Raw genomic sequence first — 17,153 nt, forward strand, 5'->3', positions numbered from 1 at the left:
GCGCGGGGCACACGCGCAGGCCTCACGGGCGGGCGATCTCCCTGGCCCGTGCCGTGTGATGCTGCCGGCATGACTGATCGCCGTGAGGTCGCCGTCGTCCACTGGCCGGGCCAGGCCTCTCCGGTCCAGGACGGCCTGGCCGCGCTGCTGGCGGCGTACCACCTGCGGACGGAGGCCGAGAAGGGCGCGCCCGTGGCCGGTGTGGACGGGCTGCCGCACCGCTACCGGGCGGAGATCTCCGACCCGCACAGCGCGTTCGCCCACGACACCGTGCTGGTGGCCCCGGTGGACGGCACCGCCGCGGGCTGCCTGGTGGTGACCGCCCCGGTCGACGGGACGTCGGAGATCAAGAGGCTGTGGACGGACCCGGCGTTCCGGGGCCGGGGCATCGCCTCCGGCCTGCTCGAAGCCGCGCTCGCCCATGCCGCGCGCAACGGCGTGGACACCCTGCGGCTCTCCGTGTGGGCCTGGCGGACCGGGGCCGTCGCCCTGTACGAACGGTTCGGCTTCACCGTCACCGAGTCGTGGGACGAACGGGCGCAGCTGGTGTGCATGCAGCGCGCTGTGCGAGCGGCCCCGGCCGTGCGCCGACCGTCCCAGCTCTCCGCGGGGAGTTCCCCTCAGCTCTCCGCGAGCAGCTCGTCCGCGTCCACGATCCGGTACGCGTAGCCCTGCTCCGCCAGGAAGCGCTGGCGGTGGGCGGCGAAGTCCTGGTCGATGGTGTCGCGGGCGACGACCGAGTAGAAGTGCGCCTGGTGCCCGTCCGCCTTCGGCCGCAGCACCCGCCCGAGCCGCTGCGCCTCCTCCTGCCGCGACCCGAAGGTGCCGGACACCTGGATGGCGACCGTGGCCTCGGGCAGGTCGATGGAGAAGTTGGCGACCTTGGACACCACCAGCACGGAGATCTCCCCCTGCCGGAACGCGTCGAACAGCTTCTCCCGCTGCGTGTTGGACGTCTCGCCCTTGATCACGGGCGCGTCCAAGTGCTCGCCCAGCTCGTCGAGTTGGTCGATGTACTGCCCGATGACGAGGATCTGCTGCCCGGCGAACCGCCGCACGATCGCCTCCGTCACCTTCCGCTTGGTCACCGTGGTGGCGCAGAAGCGGTACTTCTCCTCGGTCTCGGCCGTGGCGTACGCGAGCCGCTCGGCGTCGGTGAGGTTGACCCGCACCTCGACGCAGTCGGCGGGCGCGATGTAGCCCTGCGCCTCGATCTCCTTCCACGGCGCGTCGAACCGCTTGGGCCCGATCAGCGAGAACACGTCCGACTCCCGGCCGTCCTCCCGCACCAGCGTCGCCGTGAGCCCGAGCCGCCGCCGGGCCTGGAGGTCGGCCGTGAACTTGAACACGGGCGCGGGCAGCAGGTGCACCTCGTCGTAGAGGATGAGCCCCCAGTCCCGCGAGTCGAACAGCTCCAGATGCGGGTAGACGCCCTTCCGCTTCGTCGTCAGCACCTGGTACGTGGCGATGGTGACCGGGCGGATCTCCTTCCTCGTGCCGCTGTACTCGCCGATCTCCTCCTCGGTCAGCGACGTCCGCCTCACCAGCTCGTGCTTCCACTGCCGGGCCGAGACGGTGTTCGTGACGAGGATCAGCGTGGTCGACTTGGCCTGCGCCATCGCCCCGGCCCCGACCAGCGTCTTCCCCGCGCCGCAGGGCAGGACGACGACTCCGGACCCGCCGTGCCAGAAGTTCTCCACGGCCTGCTTCTGGTACGGCCGCAGCGCCCAGCCGTTCTCGTCCAGGTCGATCGCGTGCGCCTCGCCGTCCACGTACCCGGCGAGGTCCTCGGCGGGCCAGCCCAGCTTCAGCAGCACCTGCTTGATCTGCCCGCGCTCGGAGGGGTGCACGGCCACGGTGTCGGGGTCGATACGGGCCCCCACCAGCGGAGCGACCCGCTTGGAGCGCAGCACCTCCTCCAGCACGGGACGGTCGGTGGTCGAGAGCACCAGACCGTGCGCGGGATGCTTGACGAGGCTGAGCCGCCCGTAGCGGTCCATGGTCTCGGCGATGTCGACCAGCAGCGCGTGCGGCACCGGATACCGGCTGTACTGCACGAGCGCGTCGACGACCTGCTCGGCGTCGTGGCCGGCCGCGCGCGCGTTCCACAGGCCGAGCGGCGTCACCCGGTAGGTGTGGATGTGCTCCGGCGCCCGCTCCAGCTCGGCGAACGGCGCGATGGCCCGACGGCAGTCGTCGGCCTGCTCGTGATCGACTTCGAGAAGCAGGGTCTTGTCGGACTGGACGATGAGCGGACCATTCACGCGCGGCTGCCTTTCTGGATGCCCGGCACGGCCAAACGTCCAGTGTGCCCCACCCCGGGCCGGTCCCGGTGGGGCGTACGCCACACCCGCGGGGCTACGAGTGGCCCAGCTCCGCCGTCGACTCGTCCTCCGTGACCGGCACCGACCCCGAGTCGGACGCGGGCCGCAGCGGGAACGGGTCCACGCGCGTCTCGTCGATGACCGGCGGCGCGGGCTGCGGCGGCCTGGGCATGACAGCGGCCTCCGAGTGCCCGCCGCAGCCGTAGGCCAGCGACACCACACGCCCGTCCGCGGGCGAGAACTCGTTGGCGCACACCCCGAAGGCCTGCCCCAGCGACCCGCCGATCCGCAGGAGGAAACCGCAGCTCACACAGGCGGCGGGGGCGGCCTGCGCCATGGGCGTCTTCGGCCCGAAGGCCTCCTCCCAGCGGTCCGCCGCGGTGTGCAGCCCGTACCGGGACAGCACCCGGGCCCGGCCCAGGCCCAGCTCCTCGGCGATGGCCGAGATCGACCCGCGCGACGGCGGCAGCAGGGTCGCCGGCCCCCCGGCCGTGACCTCGGCGTCCTCCGCCTCCACCAGCTCGGCCAGCTCCTCGGAGACGGCCGAACCGGCCACCGGCTCGTCCTCGCCGGTCCAGCCGGGCTCCAGCCGCAGATCCTCGGCGTCCGTCGGCAGCAGATCGCCCGGCCCCATGTCGCCGGGCCGCAGCCGCTCGCTCCACGGCACCCACTCCGGCGCCAGCAGCGCGTCGGGGCCGGGCAGCAGCACCGCCTCGTCCACCGTGACGATCTTGGCGCGCGACGCCCGGGCCACGGTCACGGCCCACCGCCAGCCGCGGTACCCGAGCTCCATGCACTCGAAGAAGTGCGTGACAACCCGGTCCCCCTCGGAGACCAGCTCCACATGCTCACCGACCACGCCGGGCGCGGCGGCCTCCTCGGCTGCGGCGCGGGCGAGGTCGACGGCCTCGGCGCACAGGCGGTCAGGGGTGCGGCTTCGCGTTGTCGCTGCGCTCACAGGTATCGCTTCTCTCCATACGCCGTCTCACGGGTGCGCCACACCGGCGGCGGAGCGGACGGAGCGGAACCCGGGGGCCGCGTCGACGTCCGCGCCCGATCGCGCTCGGGCGCACCTACGTCATCCATTGTGCGGGATGGCCGTGAGGCGCGCGGCCGAGAACGTTCGCCACGGCGCGCTAGGCACGCTACCTGTTCGCGTGCGCTCGGCATACACCGACGGGACGGTTGGGGGGCCCGCGGACGACTTTCACCGGCACTGACGGACCGTCACCGGCACCCGCCCGGGGGTGCGGGGCGGCGCAACATTCCCATCCGCGCGGGATCGCACTACCCACCGCCATCTCGGGGCACTATGACGAGGTGGCACTCAAGGGCACCAGCGGACTCAGCGGGACGGGCCGGCCGCGCGGCCCCTTCCGCTCGATCGCCCGTGCCCTGCACTTCCCCGTCACCGGCCCCGCCCGCCAGATCCGCCGCGCCACCCACGCCCACGGCGCCGGCGAGTCCGGCCTCGGCAAACTCATCGAACTGCACGGCGTGAACGGCGCCGGCGACGTCATGATCACCGTCGCCCTCGCCTCCACCGTCTTCTTCTCCGTCCCCACCGACGAGGCCCGCGGCCGGGTCGCCCTCTACCTCGGCATCACCATGGCGCCCTTCACCCTGCTCGCCCCGGTGATCGGCCCGCTCCTCGACCGCATCCCGCACGGCCGCCGCGCCGCCATGGCCGGCGCCATGCTCGCCCGTGCCCTGCTCGCCCTCGTCCTGTCCGGCGCCGTCGTCACCGGCGGCATCGGGCTGTACCCCGCCGCCCTCGGCGTCCTCGTCGCGTCCAAGGCGTACGGCGTCGTCAGAAGCGCCGTCGTACCGCGCCTGCTGCCGGCCCAGTTCTCCCTGGTCAAAGCCAACTCCCGGGTCACCCTCGGCGGTCTCCTCGCCACCGGCATCGCCGCCCCCATCGGCGCGGGGCTGCAGCAGATCGGCCCACGCTGGCCCCTGTACGGGGCGTTCGTGCTGTTCGTCGCGGGCACCGTCCTGTCGTTCACGCTGCCGCCCAAGGTCGACTCCGCCAAGGGAGAGGACATCGCGCTGCTCGCGGCCGACGAGCAGCACCTGCACGGCCCGCACCTCAAGCCCGTCAAGCGCCCGGGGCTGCGCACGGTCGGCACGGCCGTCACGCACGCCCTCGCCGCCAACGCCGCGATCCGCTGCCTGTCCGGCTTCCTGATCTTCTTCCTCGCGTTCCTGCTGCGCGAGCACCCGATGACGGGCCAGAGCGCGGCCGTGTCCCTCGGGATAGTGGGCGTGGCCGCCGGCACCGGCAACGCCATCGGCACGGCGGTGGGCGCCTGGCTGCGCTCACGCGCACCGGAGATCATCATCGTGACCGTCGTCGCCCTCGTGCTCGGCGCGGCCGTCACCGCCGCGGTGTTCTTCGGCGCGGTGCTGGTGGCGTGCCTGGCGGCGGTCGCCGGGTTCGCCCAGGCGCTCGCCAAGCTGTCGCTGGACGCGCTGATCCAGCGGGACGTGCCGGAGCTGGTTCGTACGTCGGCGTTCGCGCGGTCCGAGACGTTGTTGCAGATGTCGTGGGTGCTCGGGGGTGCGATCGGGATCGTGTTGCCCCTGATCGGGGCGCTGGGGTTGTCCGTGGCCGCGGTGATCGTGGCGACGGGGTGGCTGACGACGGTGCGGGGGCTGATGACGTCGGCGCGGCGTGGCGGGGTCGGGCGGTCTCGCGTCGCGTAGCACCCGGCGTGATGGGTGCCGTCACGGTGCCGCGCACCCCCGGCGTCGCGGGGTGCGGCCTGCGCCCAGCGGCACGCATCCCCGCGGCTGCGGCACGGCCGGTCGGCGGCGCGCCGGACCCCTCGTGGGGGCAGGGGTGGGGGTGCCAGATAGCCTTCGGCCATGACCACGTTGCGATCCGCTGTGCGACGCCGCCGCGCCGTCGCCGCCGCCGGTGCCGTATCCGCCGGACTGCTCGTCCTGTCGGCCTGTGACAAGCCGACCCCGATGGCCACGGTGACCGTCGGCAGTTCCTCGGTCAGCGAGGAGGCCACCTGCGGTGGTGCGGGTGACGTCCTGAAGCCGGCCGAGCGGGACAAGTGCCTGAAGGAGACGGACATCGAGTCGATCACCGTCGACCCGGACGAGACCGTCCGCTTCGGTGTCGACCCGGAGGTCGCCGACAAGGGCTGGACCATCCTGATGAACGGGCAGCCGCTCACGGACGCCAGCACCAAGACGTACCGCACCATCCCGGGCAGCGTCTTCTTCAACGCGCAGTACGGCGCCCAGGGCGACTCGACCCTGGTCTCCATCCAGGAGGGTGAGAAGGAGCCCACCGGTCTGTGGTCCTTCAAGCTGAAGAAGGACTCCTGACCACGCTCGCCGCCCCGCGTGTCCTGGTGGCCACCGCGGTCCCGCGGGAACGGGACGCGGTGGCACAGGCATGCCCCGCACCCGCCCCCGGCTCCGCACGGCACGACCTGCTCGCCGTCGGCGTCGGCCCGGCGAGCGCCGCCGCACGCACCGCCACGGCCCTGGCCACGGCCGCCCTGGAGGGCGCCCCCTACGACCTGGTCGTCAGCGCGGGCATCGCCGGCGGATTCGCGCCGCACGCCCCCGTCGGCAGCCTCGTCGTCGCCGACGAGATCACCGCGGCCGACCTCGGCGCCGACACCGCCGACGGCTTCCTGCCGGTCACGGACCTCGGCTTCGGCGTCGTCACGCACCGCCCGCCCGCGGCCCTGGTCCGGGCCGCCGCCGCGGCCACCGGGGCCCGCACCGGCACCGTCCTCACGGTCTCCACGGTGACCGGCACCGCCGCCCGCGCCACCGCGCTGCGCACCCGCCACCCGCGTGCCCTCGCCGAGGCCATGGAGGGCTTCGGCGTCGCCGAGGCCGCCGCCGCGCACGGCGTCCCCGTGCTGGAGCTGCGCGCCGTGTCCAACCCGGTCGGCCCGCGCGACCGCGCCGCCTGGCGCGTCGGTGAGGCGCTGGCCGCGCTCACCGACGGCTTCGGGAAGCTCGCGCCCGTACTGGAGAGTTGGAACCCCCATGACCAGTGAGTCCCTGCGGATCGCCTACTCGCCCTGCCCGAACGACACGTTCGTCTTCGACGCGCTCGCCCACGGCCGCGTCCCCGGCGCGCCCGCCCTCGACGTGACGTTCGCGGACATCGACGTCACCAACGGCATGGCCGAGCGCGGTGAGTTCGACGTGCTGAAGGTGTCGTACGCGGTGCTGCCGTACGTGCTGGACGAGTACGCGCTGCTGCCGTGCGGCGGCGCGCTCGGCCGCGGCTGCGGTCCGCTGGTGCTCACCCGGGAGCCCGGCCTCGACCTCACCGACCGCACGGTCGCCGTGCCCGGCGAGAGGTCGACGGCGTACCTGCTGTTCCGGCTCTGGGCGGCGGACACCCTGCCGGGCGGCGTCGGCGAGGTCGCCGTCATGCCGTTCCACGAGATCATGCCGGCCGTGCGGGACGGGAAGGCCGACGCGGGCCTGGTCATCCACGAGGCGCGCTTCACCTACCAGACCTACGGCCTGCACAAGCTCGCCGACATGGGCGAGCACTGGGAGCACACCACCGGCCTGCCGATCCCGCTCGGCGCGATCGTCGCCCGGCGGTCGCTCGGCGCGGACACGCTGCGGGTGCTCGCCGACGCGATCAGGACGTCCGTACGCGCCGCCTGGGACGATCCCGAGGCGTCCCGCCCGTACGTCATGGAGCACGCCCAGGAGATGGACCCGGCCGTCGCCGACCAGCACATCGGGCTGTACGTCAACGAGTTCACCGCCGATCTCGGCGCGGACGGCTACGCCGCCGTGCGGGGGCTGCTCACACGTGCGGCGGCCGAGGGGCTGGTGCCGCCCCTCGGCCGCAACGCGCTCGCATTCCCGTAACCGGGACAGGTGGTGGTGCCGGTGGTGTCACACGCCTTCTGCCGGTGGTGTCACACGTCGAGCTGGTCGGCCACCGCGCGCAGCAGGCCGGCGATCTTCTTGCCGGACGCCTTGTCGGGGTAGCGGCCCTTCTCCAGCATCGGCGTGATGTTCTCCAGAAGGGTCGTCAGGTCCTGCACGATGGAGGCCAGCTCGTCCGGCTTCTTGCGCTGCGCCGCCGCGACCGAGGGCGCCGGCTCCAGCAGGGTCAGGGACAGTGCCTGGTCGCCGCGCTGCCCGGCGACCACGCCGAACTCCACGCGCTGGCCCGGCTTGAGCGTCTCGACCCCGGCGGGGAGGACCGAGGAATGCACGAAGACGTCGCCGCCGTCGTCGCGGGAGAGGAAGCCGAAGCCCTTCTCGCTGTTGAACCACTTGACCTTGCCGGTAGGCAAAGCACGCACCCCATCTCACCAGTCAGCCGAACCACTGTCGTCCCAGGTCAGGCTATCCAGCGCTCGCTCTTGCCTGCCGTTGTCCTGAAGCCTCCTCAGCTCTTTACCCTCCGTCAAGCCCGCCCACGCCAGTCGGCCAAACCTGGCCGATCGACGGTGGACGCGCTCGCGAGGGGGCGAGGCAGGCACCGCATATCTCAGCACATCCCAGGTGCCGTCCGGCAACTCGTTATGCACCGGCACCCATGGGTCAACACGCCGTGCCCCGGCCCCCGGTACGGGTGACGTCAGTCGTCCGCCAGCTCCGCGACGCCCGTGATCCGGTGCAGCGGATAGGTGCGGACCTCGTCCGCGGTGTGGTCGTACGCCGTCACGTAGCCGCCCTCGACACGGATCGGGGCGACGACGCGCTGGCTGGCGGCGCCCTCGGCGTTGACGTAGCCGATCCACAGCGCCCCGCCGGTCAGGACGGCGGCCTGCATGGTGGCGAGGGTGTCGGCGGAGCTGGTGCGCGGCAGGTCGCCGCCCGCCGCCGGGGAGGCGCCGTCGGCCGGTTTGCGCGGGGCCGTGGCCGCCAGGTCGCCGGCGCGGATGGCGCGCAGCGCCGCGGCCAGCAGCGTCTCGTCGGGCACCGGGGGGCCCTCCGGGACGGGCTCGGGCGCGGTGCGCGGCGGGGTGCGGCGGGCATCGGCGCGGGTGATCAGCACGTCGCCCTCGGCCGACTCGGCGGCGGGCGCGTACCCCATCGCGCGCAGCCCTTCCAGCAGCGTGGCCGGGTCGGCCTGGGCGGCCAGCACGGTCGGCGCGAGGCGGCGCAGCCGCAGGGCGGCGGAGCGCTTGTCGGCGAGGATCTCGTTGAGCATCGCGTCGTCGTCGCAGCGCACGTACGCCGAGGCGGCGCCCACCCGCAGGTGCCCGTGCCGCCGGGCGACGTCGTCGATCAGGTACGTCAGGGGCTGCGGCACCGGCGTGCGGGAGTGCTCGGCGAGGAAGGCGTGCAGGTCGGCGGCGGTCCGGCCGGCGTCCAGGGCGCGGCGCACGGAGGCGGGCGTGAACCGGTAGACGGTCGCCCCGCCCTTGGACTCGACGTCGGCGAGGACGTCCAGCATGTCGGCGAGCGGCTGCCGCAGCGGGCCGGGCGCCACGGCCGTCAGGTCGGCCTGGAGCAGCACGTGGTCCAGCGGCTCGGGAAGCAGCGGTGCCAGCACGCGGGCCGCCGCGGCGGAGGCCACGGCCTGTTCGGCGGGGGACAGCGGGGCGAGGGGCGGGTGGTCGTGGGCGGCGGGCGCGGTCCGGTGGTGGACGGGCAGCTTGTCGCCGGGTCCGGTGGGGGCCGTCGGCGGGTCCTGCTCCTTCGGCGGCGGTGGGGCCGCCAGCAGCGCGCGGGCGGGGGAGGACAGGGCGCCCCGGCCGGTGATGCCGAGCAGCTCCGCCTCGTCGAGGGTCCACCGGGCGATCCGGCCGCGCAGGTCGTCCTCGGCCTGCGGGCCGCGCAGCGGGCGTTCCCAGCGCAGCCGGGCCAGCACCGACTCCGCGGCCGGCGCCGCCCCTTCCGGCAGCCCGGCCAGCAGCGCCAGCACCCGGTGCCGTACCTCGGGCGCCGCCGAGCGGTCCAGGCCGGGCCCGAGCGCCGACAGCGTGCGGTCCTTCGCGTCCCGCCCGCCGACCAGCCCCGGTGTGCGGGTCGCCGTCAGCCACGCCGTGACGAGCCGCGACCAGCGTTCGGCGGCGGTCAGCTCCCGCCACTCGTCGTAGGCCGGGGTCGCTGCGTACCGCTCGTCGGCCTCCCCGTCGGAGGCGATCAGCCCGGCCGCGTAGGCGAGTTCGACCCAGAACGCGGCGACCGGCTCGGACACGTCCAGGGCGACGGCCGTGCGCTTCAGGTCGCGCACGCTCAGGCCGCCCGCCCGCAGCACGGCGGGGCCGCCCTCGTCCCAGTCCTTCAGCAGTTCCGCCACCGTCGCCAGCGCGGTGTGGGCCTGCCCGGCCGCCGTCGCGTCCACCACCTGCGGACGGTGCGTGGCCCGGGCGGTCACGGGCGGCGGCACCGGCTCCGGTCGGCGGTGCGCCCGCCCGCCGCGCAGATGCAGGGCGACCTCGCGCGGCAGGACGACCGTGCCGGGCGCGGTCGGCAGCAGCAGCCCGCAGTCCAGCAGCCGCCGCAGATGGGGCGCCGGATCGGCGGTGACCTGGCCGTACGGCGGACCCCACACCAGCCGGTCCAGGACGTCGAGCGAGTCGTCCGGCAGTTCGGCGAGCAGCGCCGCCATCCGCCTGCGGTCGGTGAACAGCGCGGTGAGCGAGGCCGCGGCGGACACGGCGTCGTGCGTGGAGGGCAGCCCGGCGGCGGCCACGATCTCCTGGATGCGGCCCGGCGACATGCCCGCCGTCGCCTCCTGCACGCTCGGCCCGAGCCCGGTCGGCGACGGGTGCTGCGGCGAGGGCGCGAGCAGCTCGCGGGCGGTGCGGACCAGCCGCAGCCGGTCGTCGCCGCCCCACACCAGCGCCTGCTCCCGCAGCACGCCGAGCGCCCGCGGCAGCGCGGCCACCACCGCCCGGTCCCGGTCCTCACCCGGGTCGCCGGCCATGAGCCCGAGCAGGTCGTCGTAGGCCGCCGGGTCCGGTGCCACGGCCAGCGCCTGCGCCGTCTGCAGCGCGAACCGGTCCAGCCGCTCCAGGGCCCGCACCACGGACGCGCGCGTGCCCGCCCGGGTGGCGAGCTGCGTGACGTCCGTCGGGACGGGCGTGATCAGGTCGGGGCGGCTGCGCAGGAGGGCGGCCAGGGAGGCGTCGTCGCGGGCGCGGAGCGCTTCCGCGAGCGAACGCGGGGCCGTCGGCTTCTCCTCGGTGCTCATCCGGCCCACGGTAGCCGGTGCCGGTGGACGGCAGGCGCCGCGACCGCCGTTCGGGACCCGCGCCGGGCCCGCCGGGCGCGGGGACGGCGACCCGCCCCGCACGGAGGCGCGGGCCCGCACGCGCCCCGGCCGCCCTGCGCTACGGTCGTCCACGGGAACGGCACCCGCCCCGGAGGGGACTGCGTGGGAATCGAGAGCGACCAGGTCGTCTACGAGTATCTGAGCCGCGTCGGTGACGTGGCGCAGCAGCGGCAGCTGCCCTCCGCGACCCGCATGCGCCTGGTCGCCGAGCTGCGCAACGAGATCGACCGGCGCCGGGCCAGGACCACCGTCGACAGCCCCGCCGCCGTCCGCCGCATCCTGACCCGGCTCGGCAGCCCCGAGGACATCGTCGACGCCGCCTCCGGCACCGCGGCCGGGCCCGCCCCGCGGGAGACGGCCACCGCCGTGCCCGTGCAGCGCGACCGCGAGCGGCAGGACGGCGCGGACCGGCCGAAGCGCCCGCGCCGGGTCGTGCCCCGGCCCCGTCCCGCCCGCCCGGCCGTGCCCGAGCCCTCCGACGTGCCGTCCGCGCCGCACCGCGCGGGCGAGCGGGAACTCGGCGACGGCGCGGCGCAGGCCGACTGGTGGGGGGTGGACAGCAGCCCGTGGGGCGTCGGCGACAGCGTGCCCGGATTCATCGGCGGCGTGGAGATCCCGGAACTGCTCAGGCGCCCGCCGAAGGAGACGGAAGAGGAGGACGGCGCGGCGCCCGTCGGGGTGGCCGGCGTCGCCGTCGAACGGGACGAGGAGGCCGTCCCCGGCAAGACCCGCCGCCGCCTCCCGCGCCTGCCGGTCACCGGCTGGAGCAGCCCGTTCCTGCTGCTGGCCGCCGTCCTGCTGGTCGGGGGCGCGGTGCTCGGCGTCTGGTACGCGCTGCTGCTGGGCTGGCTCATCGCCTACGCCTCGCGCCGCCTCACGCCGGCCGAGACGAAGTGGGCGGTCGTGATCCTGCCCGGCCTCGCGGCGACGGCCGGTCTGGTGTGGCTGTGGGGCCGCACCGAGGGCCGCTGGGGCGCGCCGATCGCCGAGGGCCGGATGAGCGACGCGCTCGCGGAGACCTGGCCGTGGGTGGTGCGGGGCGCGGCGCTGGCGTCGGCCCTGTTCCTGCTGTGGCGGTCGCGCCGGCAGCGGTGACGGGGCGCGCGGCGGCATGGGGGACGGCGGCCGCGGGGGCCACTGCGGTGTCCGCGCGGGTCCGTCCGCCCTGCGGACGTCAGGTCCGGCTGTCGTACCCCCTGGGCACAATGGCCCGTGTGACTTCCTCCGCGCCGACTGTCGGCTTCGACCTGGACATGACCCTCATCGACTCCCGCCCCGGTATCCGCGCCTGCTACACGGCGCTGGCCGAGCGGACGGGGACGTACATCGACGCCGACCTGGCGGTGACGCGGCTCGGGCCGCCGCTGGCGGAGGAGCTGGCGCACTGGTTCCCGGCCGACGAGGTGGCGGCGGTGGCCGACGTGTACCGCGCGATGTACCCGGCGATCGCCATCACCGCGACGCCCGCCATGACGGGCGCCAGGGAGGCGATCGAGGCGGTGCGGGAGGCCGGCGGGCGGGCGATAGTCGTCACCGCCAAGTTCGAGCCCAACGCCAAGCTGCACCTCGCGCACCTCGGCATCGAGCCGGACGCGGTGGTGGGCGACCTGTGGGCCGAGCAGAAGGCGGAGGCGCTGCGGGAGTACGGCGCGGGGATCTACGTGGGCGACCACACCGGTGACGTGCGCGGGGCGCGTACGGCCGGTGCGCTGGCGGTGGCGGTGGCGACCGGTCCGTGCGGCGCGGCCGAGCTGCGGGAGGCGGGCGCGGACGTGGTGCTGGCCGACCTCACCGAGTTCCCGGGCTGGCTGGCGGCCCACCTGGAGGCCCGGGCCACGGTCTGACGACCGGGCCTGCCCGGCCTGTTCGAAGGCGCGGGCCTGGCGCCTGGCTCTCCGAAAGGGCCAGGTAGGCGGGAGCCTGACGGCCGGACCTGCCGCGCCTGGTTCTACCTGGCCTCTTCGGAGGCGCGGGCCTGGCGCCGGCCGGCCGCGACGGACCGCAGTACGCCCGCGCCGGCCATCAGGAAGCCGACGGCCATGAGCATGCTCAGCCCGAACATGTACGTCGGGAAGGGCGTCGTCCCGAGGAACAGCGGCGCGACGGTGACGAGGGTGGCCACCGCGCCGACGATGAAGACGATGCCTCCGGCCCGGACGAGCCGGTCTCCGGGGGCGGCGGATTCCGCCCGGTTGTCATTGCGCACGGCCTCAGGTTAATTCCCGCGCCGCCCCCACCTCCAGCCGGGCCGCGCACACCCGGCCCGCCCCCGCCTCCGTACCCCGCGCCTCCCCGGGCCGCGCCCCCCGCCGGGCGCGGTACCTTCGTCGTCACGCCGAGGAGGAGAGTGAACGTGAGCAAGTTCGTGCGGCCGGCAGCCGAGGGCGCGGACCCGTTCGGGACGGCACGGCTGCGGCGCGGGGTGCTGGACGCCTGGGCCACCAGTCCGGCCCGGTTCCGTGAGGACGCCAACGCCGAGGAGGACCTGGTCCTCGGCGGCTACCGGGACCGGCTCGTCGTGGAGCTCGCCCAGAACGCCGCCGACGCCGCCGCCCGCGCGGGCCGGCCCGGACGCCTCCGCCTCACCCTCCGCGACGGCGTCCTCGTCGCCGCCAACACCGGCGCCCCGCTGGACGCGGCCGGTGTCGAGTCGCTGTCCACGCTGCGGGCCTCCGCCAAGCGGGACACCCCGTCCGTCGGCCGCTTCGGCGTCGGCTTCGCCGCCGTCCTCGCCGTCACCGACGAGCCCGCCGTCGTCGGCCGGCACGGCGGCGTGCGCTGGTCCCTGGCCGAGGCCCGCGACCTGGCCTCCGCCACCGCGCGGCACAGCCCCGGCCTCGGCGACGAGATCCGCCGCCGCGACGGCCACGTACCGCTGCTGCGGCTGCCGTTCGCCGCCGAGGGCAGCGCCCCCGACCCGTACGACACGGCCGTCATCCTGCCGCTGCGCGACACCGCCGCCGCCGACCTCGCCGAGCGGCTGCTGCACGCCGTGGACGACGCCCTCCTGCTCGCCCTGCCGGGCCTGGAGGAGGTGGTGATCGAGACCCACGGCACGCGCACGCTGCGCCGCCGCACCGAGGACGGGCTCACCGTCGTGGAGGACAGCAAGGACGGCATCACCCGCTGGCGCACCGCCACCGCGCACGGGCCGCTCACCCCCGACCTGCTCGCCGACCGGCCCGTGGAGGAACGGCTGCGGCCCCACTGGTCCGTCACCTGGGCCGTGCCCGTCGACGCCGACGGCAGCCCGGCCGCGCCCCGCACCAGCCCCGTCGTGCACGCGCCCACGCCCAGCGACGAGCCGCTCGGCGTGCCCGCGCTGCTCATCGCCTCGCTCCCGCTGGACTCCACCCGCCGACACGCCGCGCCCGGCCCGCTGACCGACTTCGTCGTGCAGCGCGCCGCCGACGCCTACGCCGGGCTCCTCGCCGGCTGGCGGCCGGTCACCACCGGCATCGTCGGCCTCGTGCCCGGCCCGCTCGGCAAGGGCGAACTGGACGGCGAGCTGCGCCGGGCCATCCTGGAGCGGCTGCCCCGCACGTCGTTCCTGCCGCCCGCCGTGCCGCCCGTGGACGGCGACGGGGAGCTGCCGGAGCTGCCGGAGCTGCCGGAATCCCTGCGGCCGAGGGACGCCGAGATCGTCGAGGGCGCGGGCGCGGACACCGTGCAGGTGCTGGCCGAGGTGCTGCCGACCCTGCTGCCCGCCGGGTTGGAGCGGCGCGTGGAGCTGCGCACGCTGGGCGTGGCCCGGGTGCCGCTGACCGACGCCGTGGACCGGCTGGCCGGCCTGGAGAAGGAGCCCGGCTGGTGGCGGCGGCTGTACGACAGCCTGGCCGGTGTCGACCCCGACCGGCTGTCCGGGCTGCCCGTGCCGCTGGCTGGGGGGACCTCCCAGGCGTTCGGCTCTGGGGGACGGCGCACCACCATCGGGCCCCGCCAGGTGCTGCTGCCCACGGCCGACGCGGCCGGTCTCGACCCGGAGGTGCTGGCCCGGCTCGGCCTGAAGATCGTCCACCCGGACGCCGCGCACCCGCTGCTGGAGAAGCTGGGCGCGCTGCCCGCGACGCCGCGTGCCGTGCTCACCACCCCGCAGGTGCGGGCGGCCGTCGCCGCGTCCCTGGACGACGAGGGCGGCGCGAGCTGGGAGGAGGACGCCCTCGACGCCGAGGAGCTGGCCGACACGGTGCTGGCCCTCGTACGCGACGCCGGGGTCGAACCCGGCGACGAGCCCTGGCTGGGTGCCCTCGCCCTGCCCGACGAGGACGGGGAACTCGCCCCCGCGGGTGAACTCGTCTTCCCCGGCGGCCCCTTCCATCGGGTGATGCGCGAGGGCGAACTCGCCACCGTGGACGCCGAGCTGGCCGAGCGGTGGGGCCCCGGGCCGCTCGCGGCCTGCGGTGTCCTGGTGGACTTCGCGCTCGTCCGCGCCACCGACGTGGTACTCGACCCGGACGAACTGGAGCCCCGCGAGGGCGACTTCGCCGAGCCGGACGACGCCGGCCTGCTGGACGCCGTGGACGTGTGGTGCGAGGACGTCCTCGACCGCTTCCCGGACAGCCCCGTGCCGCCCGTCGCCACCGAACTCGTCGCCGTACGCGACCTGGACCTGGTGGACGACGACAAGTGGCCGCAGGCGCTCGCCCTGCTCGCGCGCCCGCCGCTGCGCGACGCGATCACCCAGCCCGTGCGGATCCTGCTGCCGGACGGCACCCACGAGGCCGTACGGTCCTACACCGCCTGGTGGCTGCGCGGGCACCCCGTCCTCGACGGCCGCCGCCCCGCCGGTCTGCGCGCGGCCGGCGGCGACCCGCTGCTGCGCGGCCTGTACGACGAGGCCGACGCCAGCGGCTTCGAGGACGAGCAGGTGCTGCGGGCGCTGGGCGTCCGCACGTCGGTGGCGGCCCTGCTGGACGAGCCCGGCGGCGCCGCCGAACTCCTCGACCGGCTCGCCGACCCCGGCCGCGGGATCTCCGCCGCCCAGTTGCACGCCCTCTACGGGGCGCTGGCCGCGCTGGACCCGGAGCAGGTGACCCTGCCGGACGACCTGCGTGCCGTGGTCGACGGCCGGGTGGAGGTCGTGGACGCCCGTGAGGCGGTCGTCGTGGACTCGCCGGACCTGCTGCCGTTCACCGCGGGCGTCCCGCTGCTGCCGGTGCGGCCGTCGCGTGCGGCGGACCTGGCCGAGCTGTTCCAGGTGCGGCGGCTGAGCGAGTCCGTCACCGGGGAGGTCACGTCCGAGGGCACCGAGCACGACGTACCGGAGTCCGTGCGGGTGCTGCTCGGACCGGGCACTCCGCGCACGTACGTCGAGCACGAGGAACTGGTCGTGGACGGCGTCGAGCTGGACTGGCGCCTGACGGCGGACGGCGTGCTGCACGCGGCGACCCTGGAGGGCGTGGCCGCGGGACTGGCGTGGGCGGCCGGTCAGTGGCCGCGGCGCTTCGAGGTCGCGGCCCTGCTGGAGGACCCGTCCCGGACGGAGGAACTGGCGCGGGACCGGTGGTTCGACTGACGGCGCGTCACGGCCGCCGGGGCGGATGTGAAGCCACCTGCACAAAAGTGCAACCTTCCGTACAACCATTCCCGTGCGTCGTGCATCTGATCACGTGAGTCAACAGGCTCCACGATCACTTTGGCCCCGCGCGGAGCGCGCTCCGCAGGGAACGACCCGCGCGGGGGCCCTTTCTCCACATGGGGATTGCATGCGCATACGAGCCACTGTGGCCGCCGTCACCGGCGCCCTGGCCCTTTCCGCCCTCGTTGTCCCGGCCGCCCAGGCCGACGAGGCGCCGACGTTCCGTGAGAGCGCCGCCGCGGCCTTCGCGTCCGCCCACGGCACGTCCGGCAAGGCGGCGTTCAGCACGTCCGAGGCCGCCGACCTGGGCATCACCTTCTCCAACTTCAAGATCGCCCCGGCGATCAAGGTCGGCACGACCAACCAGGTCACCACCACGGTCACCTACACGCTGACCCACGGCGGCGAGATCGACGTCAACGCCGAGGACTTCGACACGGGCCCGTACATCTACCGCGGCTCGTTCGACACGCCCGACAACATGCTGTTCGGCGTCTACGCGGCCACCTGCACCGACACGTCGGCGACGACCGCCTCCTGCAAGGGCGACATCGACGTCTTCCCGGCCGAGGGCGAGCTGCTGAACGCGCACGCCGGCACCTGGAAGGGCGGCGCGATCGCCCTCAACTACACCACCGGCGACTACAGCGACCAGGGCAACCTGGGCACCACCCGCGTGCAGCGCTACTCCAAGCTGACGGTCAACGCCTCCCCGGAGCCGGTCCGCAAGGGCAAGACCATCACGGTCACCGGCAAGCTCTCCCGGGCCAACTGGGAGACCGGCGACTACCGCGGCTACACCAACCAGGACGTGAAGCTGCAGTTCCGCAAGGCGGGCAGCAGCACGTACACCACGCTGAAGACCATCAAGTCGAACTCGACGGGCAACCTCAGCACCACCGTCACCGCCTCGTCGGACGGCTACTTCCGCTACGCGTTCGCGGGCACCACGACCACCCCGGCGGTCAACGCCAAGGGTGACTTCGTCGACGTGCAGTAGTCACCGGCACCA

Annotated in this window: 13 protein-coding genes and 1 pseudogene; 9 read left to right on the forward strand and 5 right to left on the reverse strand. The window is 74.9% G+C overall.

The window, feature by feature from the left end; translation table 11 throughout:
• Positions 1–69: 69 nt before the first annotated feature.
• Positions 70–567: pseudogene (locus AB0M97_RS17900) on the forward strand (GNAT family N-acetyltransferase); the annotation flags it as partial.
• Positions 568–620: 53 nt separating this feature from the next.
• Here AB0M97_RS17900 and AB0M97_RS17905 read toward each other — a convergent pair.
• Both AB0M97_RS17905 and AB0M97_RS17910 read right to left on the reverse strand, forming a co-directional pair.
• On the reverse strand, positions 621–2,264 hold the full coding sequence (locus AB0M97_RS17905; RefSeq protein WP_365961811.1) for a DNA repair helicase XPB: 1,644 nt from the start codon (positions 2,262–2,264) through the stop codon (positions 621–623).
• Positions 2,265–2,358: 94 nt separating this feature from the next.
• Positions 2,359–3,282, reverse strand: a complete 924-nt coding sequence (locus AB0M97_RS17910; protein ID WP_365961812.1) for a DUF3027 domain-containing protein — start codon at positions 3,280–3,282, stop codon at positions 2,359–2,361.
• Between the two features lie 362 nt (positions 3,283–3,644).
• Here AB0M97_RS17910 and AB0M97_RS17915 point away from each other — a divergent pair, with 362 nt between their 5' ends.
• The 4 genes from AB0M97_RS17915 (at position 3,645) to AB0M97_RS17930 (ending at position 7,193) form a co-directional block, all read left to right on the forward strand.
• Entirely contained in the window at positions 3,645–5,030 is a 1,386-nt protein-coding gene (locus AB0M97_RS17915) for an MFS transporter (RefSeq protein WP_365961813.1), read from the forward strand.
• Positions 5,031–5,192: 162 nt separating this feature from the next.
• A complete protein-coding gene (locus tag AB0M97_RS17920; RefSeq protein ID WP_365961814.1) occupies positions 5,193–5,666 on the forward strand; it encodes a DUF2771 domain-containing protein in 474 nt (157 codons plus the stop codon).
• The gene (locus tag AB0M97_RS17925; protein WP_365961815.1) at positions 5,636–6,355 is read left to right on the forward strand and encodes a futalosine hydrolase; all 720 of its coding nucleotides are present in this window, start codon (positions 5,636–5,638) and stop codon (positions 6,353–6,355) included. The genes AB0M97_RS17920 and AB0M97_RS17925 overlap by 31 nt, the downstream gene beginning before the upstream one ends.
• Positions 6,345–7,193, forward strand: a complete 849-nt coding sequence (locus tag AB0M97_RS17930) for a 1,4-dihydroxy-6-naphthoate synthase (RefSeq protein WP_365961816.1) — start codon at positions 6,345–6,347, stop codon at positions 7,191–7,193. The genes AB0M97_RS17925 and AB0M97_RS17930 overlap by 11 nt, the downstream gene beginning before the upstream one ends.
• Before the next feature lie 50 nt (positions 7,194–7,243).
• On the opposite strand, the gene AB0M97_RS17935 is transcribed toward AB0M97_RS17930, so the two are convergent.
• Together AB0M97_RS17935 and AB0M97_RS17940 are read right to left on the reverse strand one after the other, a co-directional pair.
• A complete protein-coding gene (locus AB0M97_RS17935; protein ID WP_358654323.1) occupies positions 7,244–7,627 on the reverse strand; it encodes a cold-shock protein in 384 nt (127 codons plus the stop codon).
• Between the two features lie 287 nt (positions 7,628–7,914).
• Positions 7,915–10,482, reverse strand: coding sequence for a helicase C-terminal domain-containing protein (locus AB0M97_RS17940; RefSeq protein WP_365961817.1), 2,568 nt, complete (start codon positions 10,480–10,482; stop codon positions 7,915–7,917).
• Positions 10,483–10,665: 183 nt separating this feature from the next.
• Here AB0M97_RS17940 and AB0M97_RS17945 point away from each other — a divergent pair, with 183 nt between their 5' ends.
• On the forward strand, positions 10,666–11,658 hold the full coding sequence (locus AB0M97_RS17945; protein ID WP_365961818.1) for a hypothetical protein: 993 nt from the start codon (positions 10,666–10,668) through the stop codon (positions 11,656–11,658).
• A gap of 110 nt (positions 11,659–11,768) precedes the next feature.
• A complete protein-coding gene (locus AB0M97_RS17950) occupies positions 11,769–12,407 on the forward strand; it encodes a haloacid dehalogenase-like hydrolase (protein WP_365961819.1) in 639 nt (212 codons plus the stop codon).
• A 104-nt stretch (positions 12,408–12,511) separates the two neighbouring features.
• Here AB0M97_RS17950 and AB0M97_RS17955 read toward each other — a convergent pair whose 3' ends face one another.
• On the reverse strand, positions 12,512–12,769 hold the full coding sequence (locus tag AB0M97_RS17955) for a hypothetical protein (RefSeq protein ID WP_365961820.1): 258 nt from the start codon (positions 12,767–12,769) through the stop codon (positions 12,512–12,514).
• A 147-nt stretch (positions 12,770–12,916) separates the two neighbouring features.
• Between AB0M97_RS17955 and AB0M97_RS17960 the strand changes: the two genes are divergently transcribed.
• Both AB0M97_RS17960 and AB0M97_RS17965 read left to right on the forward strand, forming a co-directional pair.
• Entirely contained in the window at positions 12,917–16,078 is a 3,162-nt protein-coding gene (locus AB0M97_RS17960; protein ID WP_365961821.1) for a molecular chaperone Hsp90, read from the forward strand.
• 190 nt (positions 16,079–16,268) lie between these two features.
• The gene (locus AB0M97_RS17965; protein WP_365961822.1) at positions 16,269–17,141 is read left to right on the forward strand and encodes a hypothetical protein; all 873 of its coding nucleotides are present in this window, start codon (positions 16,269–16,271) and stop codon (positions 17,139–17,141) included.
• Positions 17,142–17,153 lie beyond the last annotated feature (12 nt).

Source organism: Streptomyces sp. NPDC051207 (assembly GCF_040682395.1).
Classification (GTDB): Bacteria; Actinomycetota; Actinomycetes; order Streptomycetales; family Streptomycetaceae; genus Streptomyces.

Bases quoted from the DNA above. Each gene is read 5' to 3' on its own strand.
- AB0M97_RS17940 (WP_365961817.1), bottom strand. From the start codon at position 10,482: ATGAGCACCGAGGAGAAGCCGACGGCCCCGCGTTCGCTCGCGGAAGCG.
- AB0M97_RS17950 (WP_365961819.1), top strand. From the start codon at position 11,769: ATGGCCCGTGTGACTTCCTCCGCGCCGACTGTCGGCTTCGACCTGGAC.
- AB0M97_RS17930 (WP_365961816.1), top strand. From the start codon at position 6,345: ATGACCAGTGAGTCCCTGCGGATCGCCTACTCGCCCTGCCCGAACGAC.
- AB0M97_RS17920 (WP_365961814.1), top strand. From the start codon at position 5,193: ATGACCACGTTGCGATCCGCTGTGCGACGCCGCCGCGCCGTCGCCGCC.
- AB0M97_RS17965 (WP_365961822.1), top strand. From the start codon at position 16,269: ATGCGCATACGAGCCACTGTGGCCGCCGTCACCGGCGCCCTGGCCCTT.